This is a genomic window from Mycolicibacterium mageritense (assembly GCF_010727475.1).
Lineage (GTDB): Bacteria > Actinomycetota > Actinomycetes > Mycobacteriales > Mycobacteriaceae > Mycobacterium > Mycobacterium mageritense.
In genome coordinates, this window is the sequence record NZ_AP022567.1 from 323,858 (window position 1) to 338,724 (window position 14,867).

The following is a 14,867-nucleotide window of genomic DNA, read 5'->3' on the forward strand; positions in this document are numbered from 1 at the left end:
ATGCTCGCGGCGGCTTCCGGGTGAACCTGCATCCGCCTCAGAAGCACGGCGACATCAAGGTGAATTTCAAGTGGCCCGGCCGCCCGGCCGCCGACTTCCGGGGGATGTTCCGCTTCGATCCGCGTGGCCCGCGCGGCGAGATAAAGGTCGATTTCAAGTGGCCCGGCCGCGCGCCAGCGGACTTCCGCCCGAAATTCCGCATCCATTTCCGGGCACCGGGCCGACCCGCCGCCGACTTGCGGCTGAGCCTGCGATTGATCGCGCCGCTGGATTTCCGGCTCGATCGGCACGGCCTGCGCATCTACCTCGCGCCCCCACCGTGGCGGGGCGGTCCGCCGCCGTGGGGCCATGGCCCGGCGCCGTGGGGTTGGGGACCACCGCCACCGCCCCCGCGGTTCGGCCCACTGCCTCCGCGGTTCGGCCCGCCGCCACCCCCGTTCACCTATTGGGGCTATCGCGTCGTGCCCATCTGGGATCCGGGGTTCTACCAGTGGGGTTTCTGGTTGTACGGCCTGTGGATACCGCTGGTGCCTTAGATGTGACGGCCGGCTACCACTGAACGCCGAGCGCCTGGCATACCGACAGCGGACCGCCGTAGGCGACGATGCTGTCGGTCCACGCCGCCTCGTCGTACGGGGTTCCGGGGCCGGGCCGCACACTCGCCACAAACAGCTGCATATCGTCGATGTAGCGCTGCAGCGCGCGGGTCATGAACCGTGGCGGGGTGGCATGCGCGTCGAGCACTTCCTGGGTGCGGCGCGCCCAATCCTGGGTGTCGGTGACGAAGCCCGGCAACGCCTCGGTCTGTTGCGGCGAGCCCGGATCGCCGCTGCCGAGAAAGCCGTTGCTGCGGTCGTCGTTCTCCTTCATCAGTGGTGCGATGGCCTGGCACAGAGCCCGGTCGGCGTCGGTGGTGGCGACCTGCGGCGCCGCGGTGTCCGTGGCAGGGGCGGCGGCGGGTGCCGGCTCGTCCCGGCCGAGCGAGACCAGCGAGATGACGAGCGCTGACACCGCGAGAAGCAGCGCCAGCACGACGCCCGCGGGCACCAGTCGACTCCGTTGGTGATCGGCGGGTGGGGCGATGGGCGGATACTGCGGCAGCGGCGAACGGCCGGTCATCCCAGGACGAGGCGGTAGCGAGCGACCAGTGTCCTGTGGGCGATCAGTCACGTCGCCAGCTTACGACCGCCGTCGTGACCGCCTAGAACAGCTCTTTGGCCAGCAGTTCCAGCGTCGTGTCGCGCGCTGTCGCGGTCGCCGGGTCGGCCCCGCGCCGCGCAGACGCCACGGGGTTGACCATGACCTCGTCGACGCCGAACTCCTCGGCCAACGCGCGTACCTGATCGGCGGCCTCGGTCGGTGAACCGACCACCGCACGTTGCAGTCCGGCGGCCACAATGGCCTGCGCCTGCGGAGTCATGGTGGTCGCTTCGGCATCCTCGACCAGATCCAAAGGCCCGAGCGGCTGGCCGGTGCGCAGCCGGCCCATCATCTGCAACTGCGGCAGGATCAGCGCCTCGGCCTCTTCACTGGTCTCGGCCACCACGGCATTGACCGTCAGGAACGTCACCGGCTCGGCGGCCAGCTCGGAGGGCTGGAACTCGTCGCGGTAGACGGCCAGCGCCTCGGCCGTGCCATGCCCGGAGAAGTGATGCGCGAACACGTACGGCAGGCCCTTGGCGGCGGCCAGATGCGCCGAATACATCGACGAGCCGAGCAACCACATCCGCGGCTCGGTGACCGCGACGGGCGTGGCCTTCAGAACGTAGTTCTCGCGCAACAGATCCCGCGGCAACGGCACCCGAACCCCGCGCGCGCCCATCAGCGCGACCACGTCGTCGAGATACTGCGGGAACGCTTCGATGTCGCGCTCGTCGCGACCGGCCGCGCCGCGCAACGCCAACGATGTGACCGGGTCGGAGCCGGGCGCCCGGCCGATGCCGAGGTCGATGCGACCCGGGTGCGCGGCCTCCAGCAACGCGAACTGTTCCGCGACGGCCAACGGTGCGTGATTGGGCAGCATCACACCACCCGAGCCCAACCGCAACTGCGCCGTATGGGCCGCGAGATGCGCGATCAACACGGGCGGGCTGGTGGCCGCCACGGCAGGCATGTTGTGGTGCTCGGCGATCCAATAGCGGGTGTAGCCCAGCCGGTCGGCGGTCTGCGCGAGATGCGTGGTGGCCGTCAGCGCGTCGGCCGTGGTCTGGTCGGTACGCACCGGAACAAGGTCGAGGACAGAAAGGCGCATGACAGCGTCAACGTCATGACCCGGCGGGTTCGTTCCCCAGCCGTATCGCAGTGACGAAGATGTCATCGAGCATCGCCGGGGTGAGCCGGCCCGTGAAGGTGTTCTGCTGGCTCGGGTGGAAGCAGCCGAGCAGCGTGACCTGGCCGAACGGCGTCGTGATCGTCGCCGTCGCACCATGGCCGAACTTCGGCGCAGGCCTGACCGCGGCGCCGGCCATCTCGAGCGCGGCCCGCCATGCGAACCCGCCCAGGGCCACGATCACCCGCACGTGCGGACCCACCAGCCGCCATTCGGCGTCGAGCCACGGCGCGCAGGTCGAACGTTCGTCGGGGGTCGGCGCGTTGGCGGGCGGTGCGCAGCGCACCGCGGCGGCCATTCTGGTGTCGATCAACCGCAGGCCGTCGGCGGCGTCCAGGCTCTGGGCCTGGTTCGCCAGACCGGTCCGGTGCAGCGCGGCGAACAGGAAGTCCCCCGAACGGTCGCCGGTGAACACGCGGCCGGTGCGGTTGGCACCCTGCGCGGCGGGCGCCAGGCCGACGATGAAGATGCGCGGCCGCTGTGAACCGAACCCCGTTGCGGGGCGACCCCAATACGGTTGATCGGCAAAGGATTTGCGCTTGACGACGGCAACTTCCTCACGCCACGCGACCAGCCGGGGGCAGGCCCGGCACACCGACACCAACGCGTCGAGCTCGTCGATCTCGGTCACCGCGGCGGCGCGCCGCCGTACCTGCGCGGCGGTCTTCGCGACCGGGGTGTCCGCGGTGGCCGGGTCGCCGGGCCAGCCCGACCCGGCGGGCACGGGTGATGCGAAGAGCTCCCCGGTCCTAGGGTGGCGCAGCTGAGGCATCCGATCACTGTGCCGCAAATTCCGTCGCGAACGGCAGGGACGCGCTGTTAGATTCGGCCCGAAACCATGACCGACACCAAACGCGGCCCGCTGCTGCTGATCCTGTTCGCCGCGCTGATGGCCGGTGCGGGCAACGGCATATCGATCGTGGCGTTTCCGTGGCTCGTGTTGCAGCGCAACGGATCCGCCCTCGACGCATCGATCGTCGCGATGGCAGGAACGCTGCCACTGCTGGTAGCCACCCTGATCGCCGGGGCTGCGGTTGATTACCTCGGCCGGCGCCGGGTCTCGATGCTGTCGGATCTGCTCTCGGCGCTGTCGGTCGCGGCCGTCCCGGCACTGTCCCTGGCGTTCGGGGTCGAGGCGATCAACGTCGCGGTGCTCGCGGTGCTGGCCGCGTTCGGCGCGTTCTTCGACCCCGCCGGGATGACCGCGCGCGAGACCATGCTGCCCGAGGCCGCGGGCCGCGCCGGGTGGACCCTGGACCACGCCAACAGTGTCTACGAGGCCGTGTTCAACCTGGCCTACATCGTCGGGCCCGGCATCGGCGGCCTGCTCATCGCCACGCTCGGCGGCATCAACACCATGTGGGTGACCGCCGCGGCGTTCGGCTTCTCCATCGCGGCCATCTCGATGCTGCGGCTCGAGGGCGCAGGCCAGCCCGACCGTACCGAGCTGCCCGAAGGGGTGTGGTCCGGAATCGTCGAAGGGCTCAGATTCGTGTGGCACACCCCGGTGTTGCGCACGCTGGCGATCGTCGACCTGGTCGCGACGGGGCTGTACATGCCGATGGAGAGCGTGCTGTTCCCGAAGTACTTCACCGACCGCAACGAGCCCGCGCAACTGGGGTGGGTGCTGATGGCGTTGAGCATCGGCGGACTCGTCGGCGCGCTCGGCTACGCGGTGATGTCGAAGTACCTGAGCCGCCGGGCCACGATGCTGATCGCGGTGATCACCCTGGGAGTGGCGATGACGGTCATCGCGTTCCTGCCGCCGCTGCCGCTGATCCTGGTGCTGTGCGCGATCGTCGGGTTCGTCTACGGACCGATCGCGCCGATCTACAACTACGTCATGCAGACCAAGGCGCCCTCACACCTGCGCGGGCGCGTGGTCGGTGTGATGGGATCGCTCGCCTACGCCGCGGGCCCGCTGGGTCTGGTGGTGGCCGGACCGCTGGCCGACGCCGCCGGGCTGCACGCGACCTTCCTGGCGTTGTCGCTGCCCATGCTGGTGCTCGGCCTGGTCGCGATAGCACTGCCCGCGCTGCGGCAGCTGGACTCCGACACGCGTCACTGACCCTGCGGCCGGGGCGGGAAAGTGCGAGTGCCCCGCGCCCTCGCCGCAGACCCGACCGGCCGCCCTAGGATCACAAATGTGCTGTCAGAGCTGATCGCCGAACTGCCCGAGGGTGTCGTCGTCACCGACCCCGACATCCTGGCGTCCTACCGGCAGGACCGGGCCGCCGACCCGGCCGCGGGTACACCGCTTGCCGTGGTCCGCCCGTACCGCACCGAGGAAGTGCAGACCGTGATGCGCTGGGCGACCGCGCACAAGGTGGCCGTGGTTCCGCGTGGCGCCGGAACCGGGCTGTCCGGCGGCGCCACGGCGCTCGACGGCGGCATCGTGCTGTCCACCGAGAAGATGCGCGACATCACGGTCGACACCGTCACCCGCACGGCCGTCGTACAGCCGGGGCTGCTCAACGCCGAAGTCAAGAAGGCCGTCGCCGAGCACGGCCTTTGGTACCCGCCGGATCCGTCGTCGTACGAGATCTGCAGCATCGGCGGCAACATCGCCACCAACGCGGGCGGGCTGTGCTGCGTCAAGTACGGCGTCACCACCGACTACGTGCTGGGCCTGCAGGTGGTGCTTGCCGACGGCACCGCGGTGCGGCTCGGCGGCCCACGCCTGAAAGACGTTGCGGGCCTGAGCCTCACGAAACTGTTCGTCGGCAGCGAGGGCACGCTCGGCGTCGTCACCGAAGTGACGCTGCGGCTGTTGCCGCCGCAGCATTCGCCGTGCACCGTGGTGGCCACCTTCGACTCCGTGGCGGCGGCGGCCAGCGCGGTCGTCAAGATCACCGGCAAGATCCGGCCGTCGATGCTGGAGTTCATGGACGCCGCGGCCATCAACGCGGTCGAGGACAAACTGCGCATGGGCCTGGACCGGACGGCCGCCGCGATGTTGGTGGCCGCCTCCGACGACCGGGGCGCGGCCGGTGCCGACGACGCCGAGTTCATGGCCGCGGTGTTCACCGAATACGGTGCCACAGAGGTGTTCTCGACGTCCGACCCGACCGAGGGCGAGGCGTTCGTCGCGGCCCGCCGGTTCGCGATCCCTGCGGTCGAGGCCAAGGGCTCACTGCTGCTCGAAGATGTCGGGGTGCCGCTGCCCGCGCTGGCCGATCTGGTGAGCGGCGTCGCGAAGATCGCCGCCGAGCGCGATCTGCTGATCTCGGTCATCGCGCATGCCGGCGACGGCAACACGCACCCCTTGATCGTGTTCGACCCGGCCGATGCCGACATGGCGCGTCGCGCCGAGCTCGCGTTCGGCGAGATCATGGATCTGGCCATCGGGCTTGGCGGCACCATCACGGGTGAGCACGGGGTCGGCCGATTGAAGCGGCCCTGGCTGGCCGGTCAGATCGGGCCCGACGCCATGGCGCTCAACCAGCGGATCAAGCAGGCACTCGACCCGGACAACATCCTGAACCCGGGCGCGGCGATCTAGCCGTCAGGTCAGCCCGAGCGACGTGAGCAGGCTGCCGGTGCGCCAGAAGACCAATCCCGCGAACAGCACGAGGGCCGCGACCGAAGCCGCGGCCTGCACCGCGGTGCGCTGCTTGCGTGGCGGGTAGACGAAAGCCGCGGCGATCGCCGCGCCGGTCACCAGGCCGCCGAGATGGCCCTGCCAGCTGATCGCCCCCGTGCCGAGCGCCGGCCCGACGAACGTGAACACCAGGTTGATGCCGATGACCACGGCCACCCATTTCACGTCGAGATTGAGCCGCCGGGCCACCACGAAGACCGCACCGAACAGACCGAAGATCGCGCCTGAGGCACCGGCCGTCGGGGTGTTGGGCGCAGACAGCAGATAGACCAGCACCGACCCGCCGAGCCCGCTCAGCGCATATAGCACGCCGAACCGCAGCCGGCCCAGCCAGCCCTCAAGCGGCGGCCCCACCACATACAACGCCCACATGTTGAACAGCAGATGCGCGGCGCCGTAGTGCAGGAACATCGACGTCCCCAGCCGGTAGTACTGGTCATAGACCGCAACGCCGTTGGGCCACAACGTCAGGTCGTCGGTCAGGTTGTGGACGGCCATCTGCAGCACGAACATCAGCACGTTCAGCGCGATGAGCGTGTAGGTGAGCACCGGTGCGCCCTGCCGGGCGACCCCACCGAACTGGGTGCGTGGTGCGCGCACGGACTTGGCGCCCTCGTCGACGCACTCGACGCACTGGTGCCCGACGGCGGCAGCGCGCATGCAGTCGGGGCAGATGTAGCGGCCGCAGCGCGTGCAGCTGACGTACGTCGGCCGGTCCGGGTGCCGGTAACAGGCCGGTGTCTCGGCAGGCGACTGCTGCGGATAGGGGTAGCTCACGGCGCCGAGCCTAACCCGATGTCAGGGCGGTGGTTGCGGCAGCGGATGGGCGCCTTGAGGACGTAGGCCGTCGAAGATGATCGCAAGGTAACGCCGCCACAGCTCGGGTGCCGGGTCGGGCAGGTTCTCGACTGCATGAACGGGTGCACACATCAACAGGAAGACATCCATCGCGGTGATGTCAGAGCGTATGGCACCGGCGTCGCGAGCCTTCGCGACGAGTTCCCCGATACGCGTGAGCAGTTCGTCGCGGACCGCGGTCACGCGTGAGTCACCGTCGCTGACCGACTGCAGGAACGTCAGGTCGTGTTGCTGGCGCTGGTGGGCGGCCACGGTCAGGAACTCGAGCAGCGCCGCCCCGGGATCCGGCGCGTCCGCCAGCCGGTGCGCAACGCACGCGAGCGTGGCGACGTGTCCGCAGACGATCGAGGCGATCAGATCCTCTTTCGTCGCGAAGTGACGAAACACCGTGCCCTTGGCCACGCCCGCGCGGCGCGCGATGTCGGCCACCGACGCCTCAAGGCCCCGTTCGGCGAACTCTTCTTCGGCCGCAGCCAGGAGCAACTCGCGGTTGCGGGCTGCATCCGCGCGGAGCGGCCGAACAGGTGACGTCACGACATGAGGCTAACAAGTTGACCGTGCGGTCACGTTACGCCTACCGTGACAGAGTCAACATGACCGATAGGTCACCTTTTCGGTTCGGAGGTCACATGAAGCTGCACGGCGCCACCGCCCTGGTCACAGGTTCGAATCGCGGGCTCGGCCACCATTTCGCGGTCGAACTCCTCGCGCGGGGCGCGAAGGTCTACGCCACCGCACGGCGGCCCGAACTTGTCGAGGTACCCGGGGCCGAGATCCTGCGCCTTGACATCACCGACCCTGCGTCGGTCGCGGAGGTCGCAGAACTGGCAGGCGACGTCGACGTGTTGATCAACAACGCGGCGGACACCGCCGGTGGGAACCTCGTGTCCGGCGACCTGGACGCGATCCGGTCGACGATGGACTCGAACTACTACGGCACTCTCGCGATGATCCGGGCGTTCGCGCCGATCCTGGCCCGCAACGGGGGCGGCGCCATCCTCAACGTGCTTTCGGCCGCGGCGTGGACCACCGTCGACGGCAACACCGCCTACGCCGCCGCCAAATCCGCCGAATGGGGACTGACCAACGGCGTCCGGATCGAACTCGCCGACCAGGGAACCCTCGTCGCCGCCCTGGTCCCCGGACTGGTCGGCACCCAGACGTTGTTCGACTTCGCCGAGAGAACAGGCATCCCACTGCCCGAAGATGACGTGGTCGACCCGGCCGACTTGGCGCGGTTGGCCCTCGACGGGCTCGAAGCCGGGGACATCGAAATCCTGGACCGTATCGGCGCCGACGCCAAGGCCGGCCTTGCCGGGCCGCCCCGGGCGTTCGCGTTGTAGCGGCGTTTACCGCTGTATGTGTCCGATGACGTTGTCCCAGTTGCGATAAGCGATCTTTTCCTGATCGTCGCGCTCCAGTGGAGCCGTGGTGACAAAGTCGCGGGCCGCGAAATCCTGCGGGCTGTTGAACGGGTAGTCCGACGCGTGCATGACACGGTCGACGCCGACGACTTCGATGGCCCAGCGAAGGTAGCGGTGGCTCGCGATACCGCCAGGGGTGACGTAAACGTTGGTGTGGAAGTAGTCGATCAGCGGCCGCTGCAGGCTGGCGAACCGATCGAGCACGGCGATGCGGTCGAGATAGAACAACACCATTTCGCCCCAGTGCCCGAGGATGATTCGGAGGTTCGGGAAGCGGTCGAACACGCCTGCCAGTATCAGCCGCAGCAGTGCGATCCCGGTCTGGTAGTGCCATCCGGGGGCACCGGTGCCCAGAATTCCGTCGACGGAATCCCCGAGGCCCCGGTAGTACGTGGTGTCCACGGCGGCGGCCGGCCGGCTCGGGTGCAGATACACCGGGGCGCGGTGGTGGTCGGCGGCCTCGAAGATGTCCCAGTACCGCTTGTCGTCGAGAAAATCGTTGCCCGCCATGGTGTGCAGCATGACGCCGTGCAGGCCGAGATCGGCGATGCAGCGCCCGAGTTCGCCCGCCGCCGCAGCCGGTGACGATGTGGCCAGCGTCGCGAAACCTTGAAAACGGTCCGGGTGACGACGCACGGCGTCGGCGAGGACGTCGTTGGTCGGCGCCTGTAGGGCAACAGCCTCGGCTTCGGGGAACTGCTGCAGGCCGGGCGTGGTCACCGACAGCACCGCGGTGTCGATCCCTGCCTGGTCCATGTCGCGCAGTCGGCCTTCGCCGAGATCGACCAACGGCGCGGCGGCCCTTTCCGTCATCTGCGTCGTCAAGCCTTCGCCCCCATGCCGTCGCCATGCGGCGAACAAGTCGGCGGTCGCCATATGTTCTTCAAGGCCAACGATTTTCATGTGATTCTCCTCAGACCGTGACGACAATCTTGCCCACCTGCCGCCCCTGCTCGAGGTAACGGTGCGCGTCGGCGACGCCGGTGAACGCGAACACCCGGTCAACGGTGGGGCGAAGCGCTTGACTGCGCAGCCCGGCGGCCAGGAACGACGCGATCCGCCGTACCGCGACCGGGTCGAGCGTGTGCTCGAAGCTCGCGTAGCGGTGGATCGTGATGGGCTTCATGGGAAACGACGCAGGGCGAGGATCCAGCCAGCCGACGGTCACGAGCGTTCCCCCGACCTTCGCGGCGCCGGCCAGTTCGGCAAGCCCCGGGCCCATCACCGAGTCGACGATGATGTCGACGCCGTCGCCGTCGCTGTGGCGCCTGGCGGCCTCGGCGACGTTTTCGCTGTCGGACGTGATCACCACGGCCGCACCGGCGTTCAGCAGTGCTTCCGTCTTGTCGGAACTGCGTGTGACGGCGAGCGGAACCGCGCCGATCTGGTTGGCGATCTGGATGGCGGCCAGACCCACCCCGCTCGACGCCGCGGTGATCAGTACTTGGTCACCGGGGCGCATCCCGGCTTTCTCGACGAGCGCACCATAAGCGGTGGAGTACGACACCCACAGAGCGGCGGCGCCGACCGCGTCGATGCCGTCGGGGCGCGCGATCACCCGGGCGGCCGGGACGATCGTGTACTCGGCGTACGTGCCACGCACGTCGGCGTCGGGCACCGCGGTGATGATGACCTCGTCGCCGATGGAGACCCCGTCGACGCCTGCACCGACCGCGTCGACGGTACCGGTGCCCTCAACACCGAGGCGCGCATGCGGGAGCCGGATCGGCGCGGGCGACTCCCCCACGCGCATCATCTGATCGAGCCGGTTGACCCCGAATGCCTCGATTCTGACCCGTAATTCACCCGGACCCGGCTCACTGACCGGCTCGTCGACGATCCGCAGCACGTCGGGTCCACCGAACTCGTCGAATACGACGACTGCTGCCATGCGTGACTCCTTGGGGATGATGTTTGATGGCTAGTCCCATTCTTTATACACTCGTTCAAGTAATGCAAGCGCTGAGGAGGCGACAATGGCCGGACGGCCGGTGGATCATCAAAGACGGGCCGAGTTGCTGGATGCCATCGTCGATTACGCCGTCGAGCAGGGCTTCTCCGAGCTGACGTGGCGCCCGGTCGCCGCCGCGCTGGGTGTCACGTCGAACACGCTCGTGCATCACTTCGGCACCAAAGAACAGATGTTCTCGGCCGTCCTCGAACGCCTACGGGCGCGCATCGTCGCCGACACCGACGAGCTGCTGGGCGAGCACCCGGATCTGGCGACCGCTGCCCGCGTGACATGGGAACGGACGTCGGATCCGAAGCGCGGGCTGGAGTTTCGGTTGTTCTTCGCCGTGTACGGCCGCGCGCTGCAAGCCCCGCAGCAGTTCTCGGACTTTCTGGATCGGGTGGTCGCCGACTGGATCCGCGCGCTCATTGAGATGCAGGGCCCCGACGTGGATCCCGGGACGGCAAAGCGGCGCGCAACGCTCGTGATCGCAACGATTCGCGGCCTGCTCCTCGACCTGCTGACCACCGGCGACCACGACCGGGTTCATGACGCGGCGGAGGCATTTCTGGCCGCCCTGTGACCTGCGTAGTGCACAGCGTCCCACCACCTGTCATCGCGGACTTCGTCCCACGCCAATGTCATTTATGGGTCAACAGATGTCATGAACAAAGTTGTCGGGTAAGTCCTTGATTGCTACTCAGTGGAGCGGTCCCTACCTCTGCGTGCGCTGACGGTAAGTTCGCCAACTGACTTTACGCCGGTCGGTAATGCGCGGAGTGCCCCGTCAGCCCTTTGGTACACGGCCACGAGGTTGCACCCCACTCGCGGGTTTCATAGGTTGCCAATGACCGATCTAGGGTGTCTGATGCGCTTCGCTTGACACGGGAGCGAATTGAATCCAAACGTGCTTCAGGTCGATCGTTACGTCGGCTGTTCGGTGGTGTGTCGATTGGTGGGTTAACCCGAAGTATTCGGTCCGGGTTTTTCCTAGGCGATGTTCGTTGCCCATCAGCGTGTGAGTAGCTACGAATCCGTTAACAGCGTCGAGTAGACCGTCCGTCGTGACCTGCTGGACGTATCCGACCATTACCCCTAGCGGCGCGCCAGCCCCGTAGGCTGCACTAACAAAACGCTCCATCCCATTGTTCACATAGTCTCGGCACCATGTTCCATGTGACCGCAGCCTCTTGCATTCTACGTGGACACTCAGCGGTTCGAGCGACAGATTCAGGTCTGGACGCCGGGCAGTCGTAACCGATTCTTCCCCTGTCAACATCTCGGGAGTCAGATTGATGAACTCAAGTTCGATGTTGACGTGAAAGAACTGGCTGTCAGCTCGCTTCGCCTCCTTCAGCCAGCGGTAGAGCTGTGCGGTGCAGTTCACCTCGCCCTCGTCGAAGGTGCGCCACCTATTCTGGCGCCATCGCTCCAACGCTTCGAGGATCAGTGCGTCGATCGTTTCAGGGAACTTTCGTGCCGCCTGTTGCTGAAGTGCTAATGCGACGCGGCCCGTTACGCGGCCCAGTGCTCTCTCAAGCATGGACATCCAGATCGGCGTCGGACGACACGTCACCGGTCAACAACGCACTGAAGATTCGTGCAGCATCGTCCTGGGTGCAGCTAATCGTCCAACAGCTCAGTCGATCTGGCTTCACGAGGTGAACTGCTGTTCCATCCAACACCAACGCTTCAGGCTCGATGATGGTTACAGATGAGAACCAAATGTCCTGCTGGCGGGCGCTCTCCGACATCAGCTGCTCGATTGAAAACCGGGCGTCGATCCGGTCGACGTCTCGCTCTCCGGCGAGTAGCTGGCATGTCACCATCGCGAATCCATGTGATCTCTCAGTGAGCGACACTCCCCACTGACCTAGATCCAAGTCCTTGAGTTGTGCTTGAAGTCTCGCCGCGTAGGCCGACATATGATCATCGCTTGGAGGGCGATAGGAGAACGATCGCCAGCCGGACCGAAATTCTGACAAGCGAATCGTGAGCGCGTCTTCGATAACCTCTCGCTCAGAATTCGTGAGACCGTAGGCATCCTCGACCGTGCGGTCCAGTGTGGCTCGCCAACTCGGCTCAGGTCGGCCGGCGGCTGCGGATTCAACCACCGCGAGCAGCTCTTCCGACTGTTGGTGGGTCAACGGCGGGATGGGGAGGCTCATCCATTCGCGATGGTGCAGCTGTTCCCGTTCGACACCCCATGAGCTCGAAGTCATCAGGAACCAGTACCGGGCGACCGACGAGTTCAGAATCGCCGAAATGGCCCGCAGCTGAGGGCCAGAGCTTTCATCTGCTGCGACGGCCGAGAGTCCGTCGGTGAACGTCACTCCGTAGGGAATGAATGCCGCCCCGGGGAATTCTTTGAACCCCTTCCTCATGAGAACGTGTGGGGCCCGGTAGATTTCGACTCGTCGCGGGCGATGCATCGACGGCTTGTCAATGGGATCTGAGAGATTCGCCGGCAGTCGCATGGCCTCAAGTTCAGCCGTCGGAAGATATGGGAAGTCGGCGATGTGCCTTGCGTCGTTCTTGGCCCCGCCTTTCTCCTGGAACCCTTGCCCGTCGTACCAGCGATTCTTCTCGGCGATAGCTTGCAACGAGGTGAAGCTTTCGCGCAGGTGCCTGACAAGATCCACATCTTGAGGGCCGCCCCAGAGGAGGGGTTTCCAGATCGCAGGATCGGTCTCGGTCGTTGGCCGTGGAACACGGCGGATGTTTTGCTGCGGAATCGCAATGGCATCAGCGATCTGGGCGACCGGCGTTCGTCGAGGCGATACATGCAACAGCGTGTCGCTGCGGCTCTCACGGTGACTGAAGATGACGATCGCGGCGGGACTAGAAGCGGCGCCAAACAACTCTCGACGGAGGGGCGACAAATCGATGATCGTGTGGACGTTCAAGTTCGAAAAGAGCTGCAGGCGAAAGCGGTCGGCTGCCGTCCCACGATTGTGGAGGATCGTCTTTGATGGGAGCACGAGGCCGACAACGCCGTCGTCCTTGAGCAGCTCAACTGATCGCCATACGAAGGCGGCGGCGATCTGGCGATCGGGCACCTGGCGGTCAGAACGTTCGAGGAACCGAGTTGCCGGCTCCGATGTCTGACTCTTCCAAGGAGGGTTACCGACAATCGCGTCGAATCGATGAGACGACAGCGAGTGGTTGTCAAAGAAGTCTGCGACGACGAGGTTAGTCCCGATCAGATTAGGGAGCCGGGCACGCAGCCAAGCCGTCCGAGGGTCGACGTGCTCGAGGAGGGCTAGGTACAATCCGAACGCCGCGACGCCCACCGCGTCAGCGTTGCGGTCGACGCCGAAGACTGAGTCGACAAGCAGGCGAGACAGGTCCTCGAAAGTAGGTGCGCGACCTCGACCCAGGGTATGTCTATGCACGATTCGGCGAAATGCCTCGGTGAGGAAAATGCCTGACCCACAGGCCGGATCGAGCAGCGTGCGGTTGCCTCCGGACAGCCAGTCCGCCGGCATAACTTCATCCAGGACGAGATCGACGACGTGACGGGGAGTGTAGTAGGCGGCGTCGCTCTTCTGCTTCTCGATCAGAAGCTGTTCATATATCGAGCTGATGAGTTCAGGAGGGATGATTGCGAAGTCGTATGGCCACAGGGACTGCTGACCGGAAGTCATGTCGGCTGCGCGGAAAAATTCACTCAACATGCTCAGTGCGGTCTGATCGACCGGCTGGGAGATCGCGCCCTTGCGGAAAACGTCCCCGTTGAAGTGGTCTGACATCGCGTCAAAGAGTGAATCGACTGCAGCCCAACCACTGTCGAGCGCGGCGACGAGCGATTCTGCCTGGTTAAGCTCTAGGAGATCTTCGGTCCGCAGAATGCCGCGATCTTCGAGGTATCGGATGAAGATCGAACGACCCAACAGCGGCTCAATATCCGATTCGGGCACGCCGGCTCGGATAAGGAGTACGCGCAGCTCTTGAAGATTTCGCAGGAGCGCTTGATCAACGCGATTCGTCTTGTCGAGCTGCTTGTACTTTCGCTCTGACAAACGACCTGACTCGATGCTGAATCGCGTGAAGTCTGCAAGAACCTGAAGGAGATCCTGACCCTCATCTGCGCTCGCGAGAAACGCGGCTTCGGGGTCATTGCTTCCCGCACTGTGACAGCTAAGGGCAAAGACCTCCGACGCGGTGGCCGCGATAAGCACCGGGACGCGGCCGTAGTTCCAGAGCCGTCGCTGTGTCGACAGAGCGTCGTTGCGCGAATCCGCGGTCGAGAAGGCGACGATGGGAACAGCTCCTTTGAAGAATGCTGCGTCTACACCGCACTTCTGACTCAGATCGGTCCAGATGAACCCACGAACCCCGACGTCTACTGCAGACTGGTCTATGTAGCCGTCAGATGTGCGGTATCCCAGGGTTGTGATTGCGTCTTGCAGTGTGTTCTGGCTGGTCACTTGGGGCCGATCTCGGGAGTTTGGGGTGTACTCAGGCTAGTGCAAGGTGGCGACAATTCGACGCAGCCGACCAAGCGATGAGTCGCACGGGTCAATCCCAAAGAGTGGCGCGCACTCGGTTCCAGATTCTCGGGTTCCATAGACCCGCTTCGTCGCAGGCTGCATGCCTGCTCAAGGGGGCATCGCTCACATGGCACGTCACAGCAGCGCCTTGACGAAGCCGCATGCTCGTTGGTCATTCGCACACGCGACTTGGTTGGGCGGCCAGAACGGA

13 protein-coding genes and 1 pseudogene are annotated in these 14,867 nt (G+C 65.9%); 5 read left to right on the forward strand and 9 right to left on the reverse strand.

Annotated features, from left to right (window positions below; genetic code table 11):
• Positions 1-320 precede the first annotated feature (320 nt).
• Positions 321-536, forward strand: a pseudogene (locus tag G6N67_RS39570) (hypothetical protein); the annotation flags it as partial.
• Between the two features lie 13 nt (positions 537-549).
• On the opposite strand, the gene G6N67_RS01595 reads toward G6N67_RS39570, so the two are convergent.
• From G6N67_RS01595 to G6N67_RS01605, 3 genes are all read right to left on the reverse strand, one after another.
• Positions 550-1,119, reverse strand: coding sequence for a hypothetical protein (locus G6N67_RS01595; protein WP_051579019.1), 570 nt, complete (start codon positions 1,117-1,119; stop codon positions 550-552).
• 82 nt (positions 1,120-1,201) lie between these two features.
• Positions 1,202-2,251 carry an LLM class flavin-dependent oxidoreductase gene (locus G6N67_RS01600; protein ID WP_036437487.1) on the reverse strand — a complete coding sequence of 350 codons (1,050 nt, stop codon included), beginning with the start codon at positions 2,249-2,251 and terminating at the stop codon, positions 1,202-1,204.
• A gap of 13 nt (positions 2,252-2,264) precedes the next feature.
• Positions 2,265-3,101 carry a uracil-DNA glycosylase gene (locus tag G6N67_RS01605; RefSeq protein WP_036437489.1) on the reverse strand — a complete coding sequence of 279 codons (837 nt, stop codon included), beginning with the start codon at positions 3,099-3,101 and terminating at the stop codon, positions 2,265-2,267.
• Between the two features lie 66 nt (positions 3,102-3,167).
• Here G6N67_RS01605 and G6N67_RS01610 point away from each other — a divergent pair, with 66 nt between their 5' ends.
• Together G6N67_RS01610 and G6N67_RS01615 are read left to right on the forward strand one after the other, a co-directional pair.
• Positions 3,168-4,397 (forward strand): multidrug efflux MFS transporter Tap, encoded by a 1,230-nt coding sequence (locus tag G6N67_RS01610; RefSeq protein WP_036437491.1) that lies wholly within the window; start codon positions 3,168-3,170, stop codon positions 4,395-4,397.
• Positions 4,398-4,466: 69 nt separating this feature from the next.
• Positions 4,467-5,831, forward strand: coding sequence for an FAD-binding oxidoreductase (locus tag G6N67_RS01615; protein ID WP_036438543.1), 1,365 nt, complete (start codon positions 4,467-4,469; stop codon positions 5,829-5,831).
• A 3-nt stretch (positions 5,832-5,834) separates the two neighbouring features.
• Here the strand turns inward: G6N67_RS01615 and G6N67_RS01620 are convergent, their stop codons facing one another.
• Both G6N67_RS01620 and G6N67_RS01625 read right to left on the reverse strand, forming a co-directional pair.
• Complete coding sequence (locus tag G6N67_RS01620) at positions 5,835-6,707, reverse strand: rhomboid family intramembrane serine protease (RefSeq protein ID WP_110798579.1); 873 nt, start codon at positions 6,705-6,707, stop codon at positions 5,835-5,837.
• A 21-nt stretch (positions 6,708-6,728) separates the two neighbouring features.
• The gene (locus G6N67_RS01625) at positions 6,729-7,322 is read right to left on the reverse strand and encodes a TetR/AcrR family transcriptional regulator (RefSeq protein WP_036437493.1); all 594 of its coding nucleotides are present in this window, start codon (positions 7,320-7,322) and stop codon (positions 6,729-6,731) included.
• A gap of 95 nt (positions 7,323-7,417) precedes the next feature.
• On the opposite strand from G6N67_RS01625, the gene G6N67_RS01630 reads away from it, so the two are divergent.
• Positions 7,418-8,131, forward strand: a complete 714-nt coding sequence (locus tag G6N67_RS01630; RefSeq protein ID WP_036437494.1) for an SDR family NAD(P)-dependent oxidoreductase — start codon at positions 7,418-7,420, stop codon at positions 8,129-8,131.
• A 6-nt stretch (positions 8,132-8,137) separates the two neighbouring features.
• On the opposite strand, the gene G6N67_RS01635 is transcribed toward G6N67_RS01630, so the two are convergent.
• Together G6N67_RS01635 and G6N67_RS01640 are read right to left on the reverse strand one after the other, a co-directional pair.
• A complete protein-coding gene (locus G6N67_RS01635; RefSeq protein ID WP_036437495.1) occupies positions 8,138-9,115 on the reverse strand; it encodes an amidohydrolase family protein in 978 nt (325 codons plus the stop codon).
• A 10-nt stretch (positions 9,116-9,125) separates the two neighbouring features.
• Positions 9,126-10,103 carry a zinc-dependent alcohol dehydrogenase family protein gene (locus G6N67_RS01640; RefSeq protein ID WP_036437498.1) on the reverse strand — a complete coding sequence of 326 codons (978 nt, stop codon included), beginning with the start codon at positions 10,101-10,103 and terminating at the stop codon, positions 9,126-9,128.
• Between the two features lie 85 nt (positions 10,104-10,188).
• On the opposite strand from G6N67_RS01640, the gene G6N67_RS01645 reads away from it, so the two are divergent.
• The gene (locus tag G6N67_RS01645) at positions 10,189-10,746 is read left to right on the forward strand and encodes a TetR/AcrR family transcriptional regulator (protein WP_036437500.1); all 558 of its coding nucleotides are present in this window, start codon (positions 10,189-10,191) and stop codon (positions 10,744-10,746) included.
• 273 nt (positions 10,747-11,019) lie between these two features.
• On the opposite strand, the gene G6N67_RS01650 is transcribed toward G6N67_RS01645, so the two are convergent.
• Positions 11,020-11,712 carry a hypothetical protein gene (locus G6N67_RS01650; protein WP_036437502.1) on the reverse strand — a complete coding sequence of 231 codons (693 nt, stop codon included), beginning with the start codon at positions 11,710-11,712 and terminating at the stop codon, positions 11,020-11,022.
• Positions 11,699-14,593, reverse strand: a complete 2,895-nt coding sequence (locus G6N67_RS01655; protein ID WP_036437504.1) for an N-6 DNA methylase — start codon at positions 14,591-14,593, stop codon at positions 11,699-11,701. The genes G6N67_RS01650 and G6N67_RS01655 overlap by 14 nt, the downstream gene beginning before the upstream one ends.
• Positions 14,594-14,867: the final 274 nt, after the last annotated feature.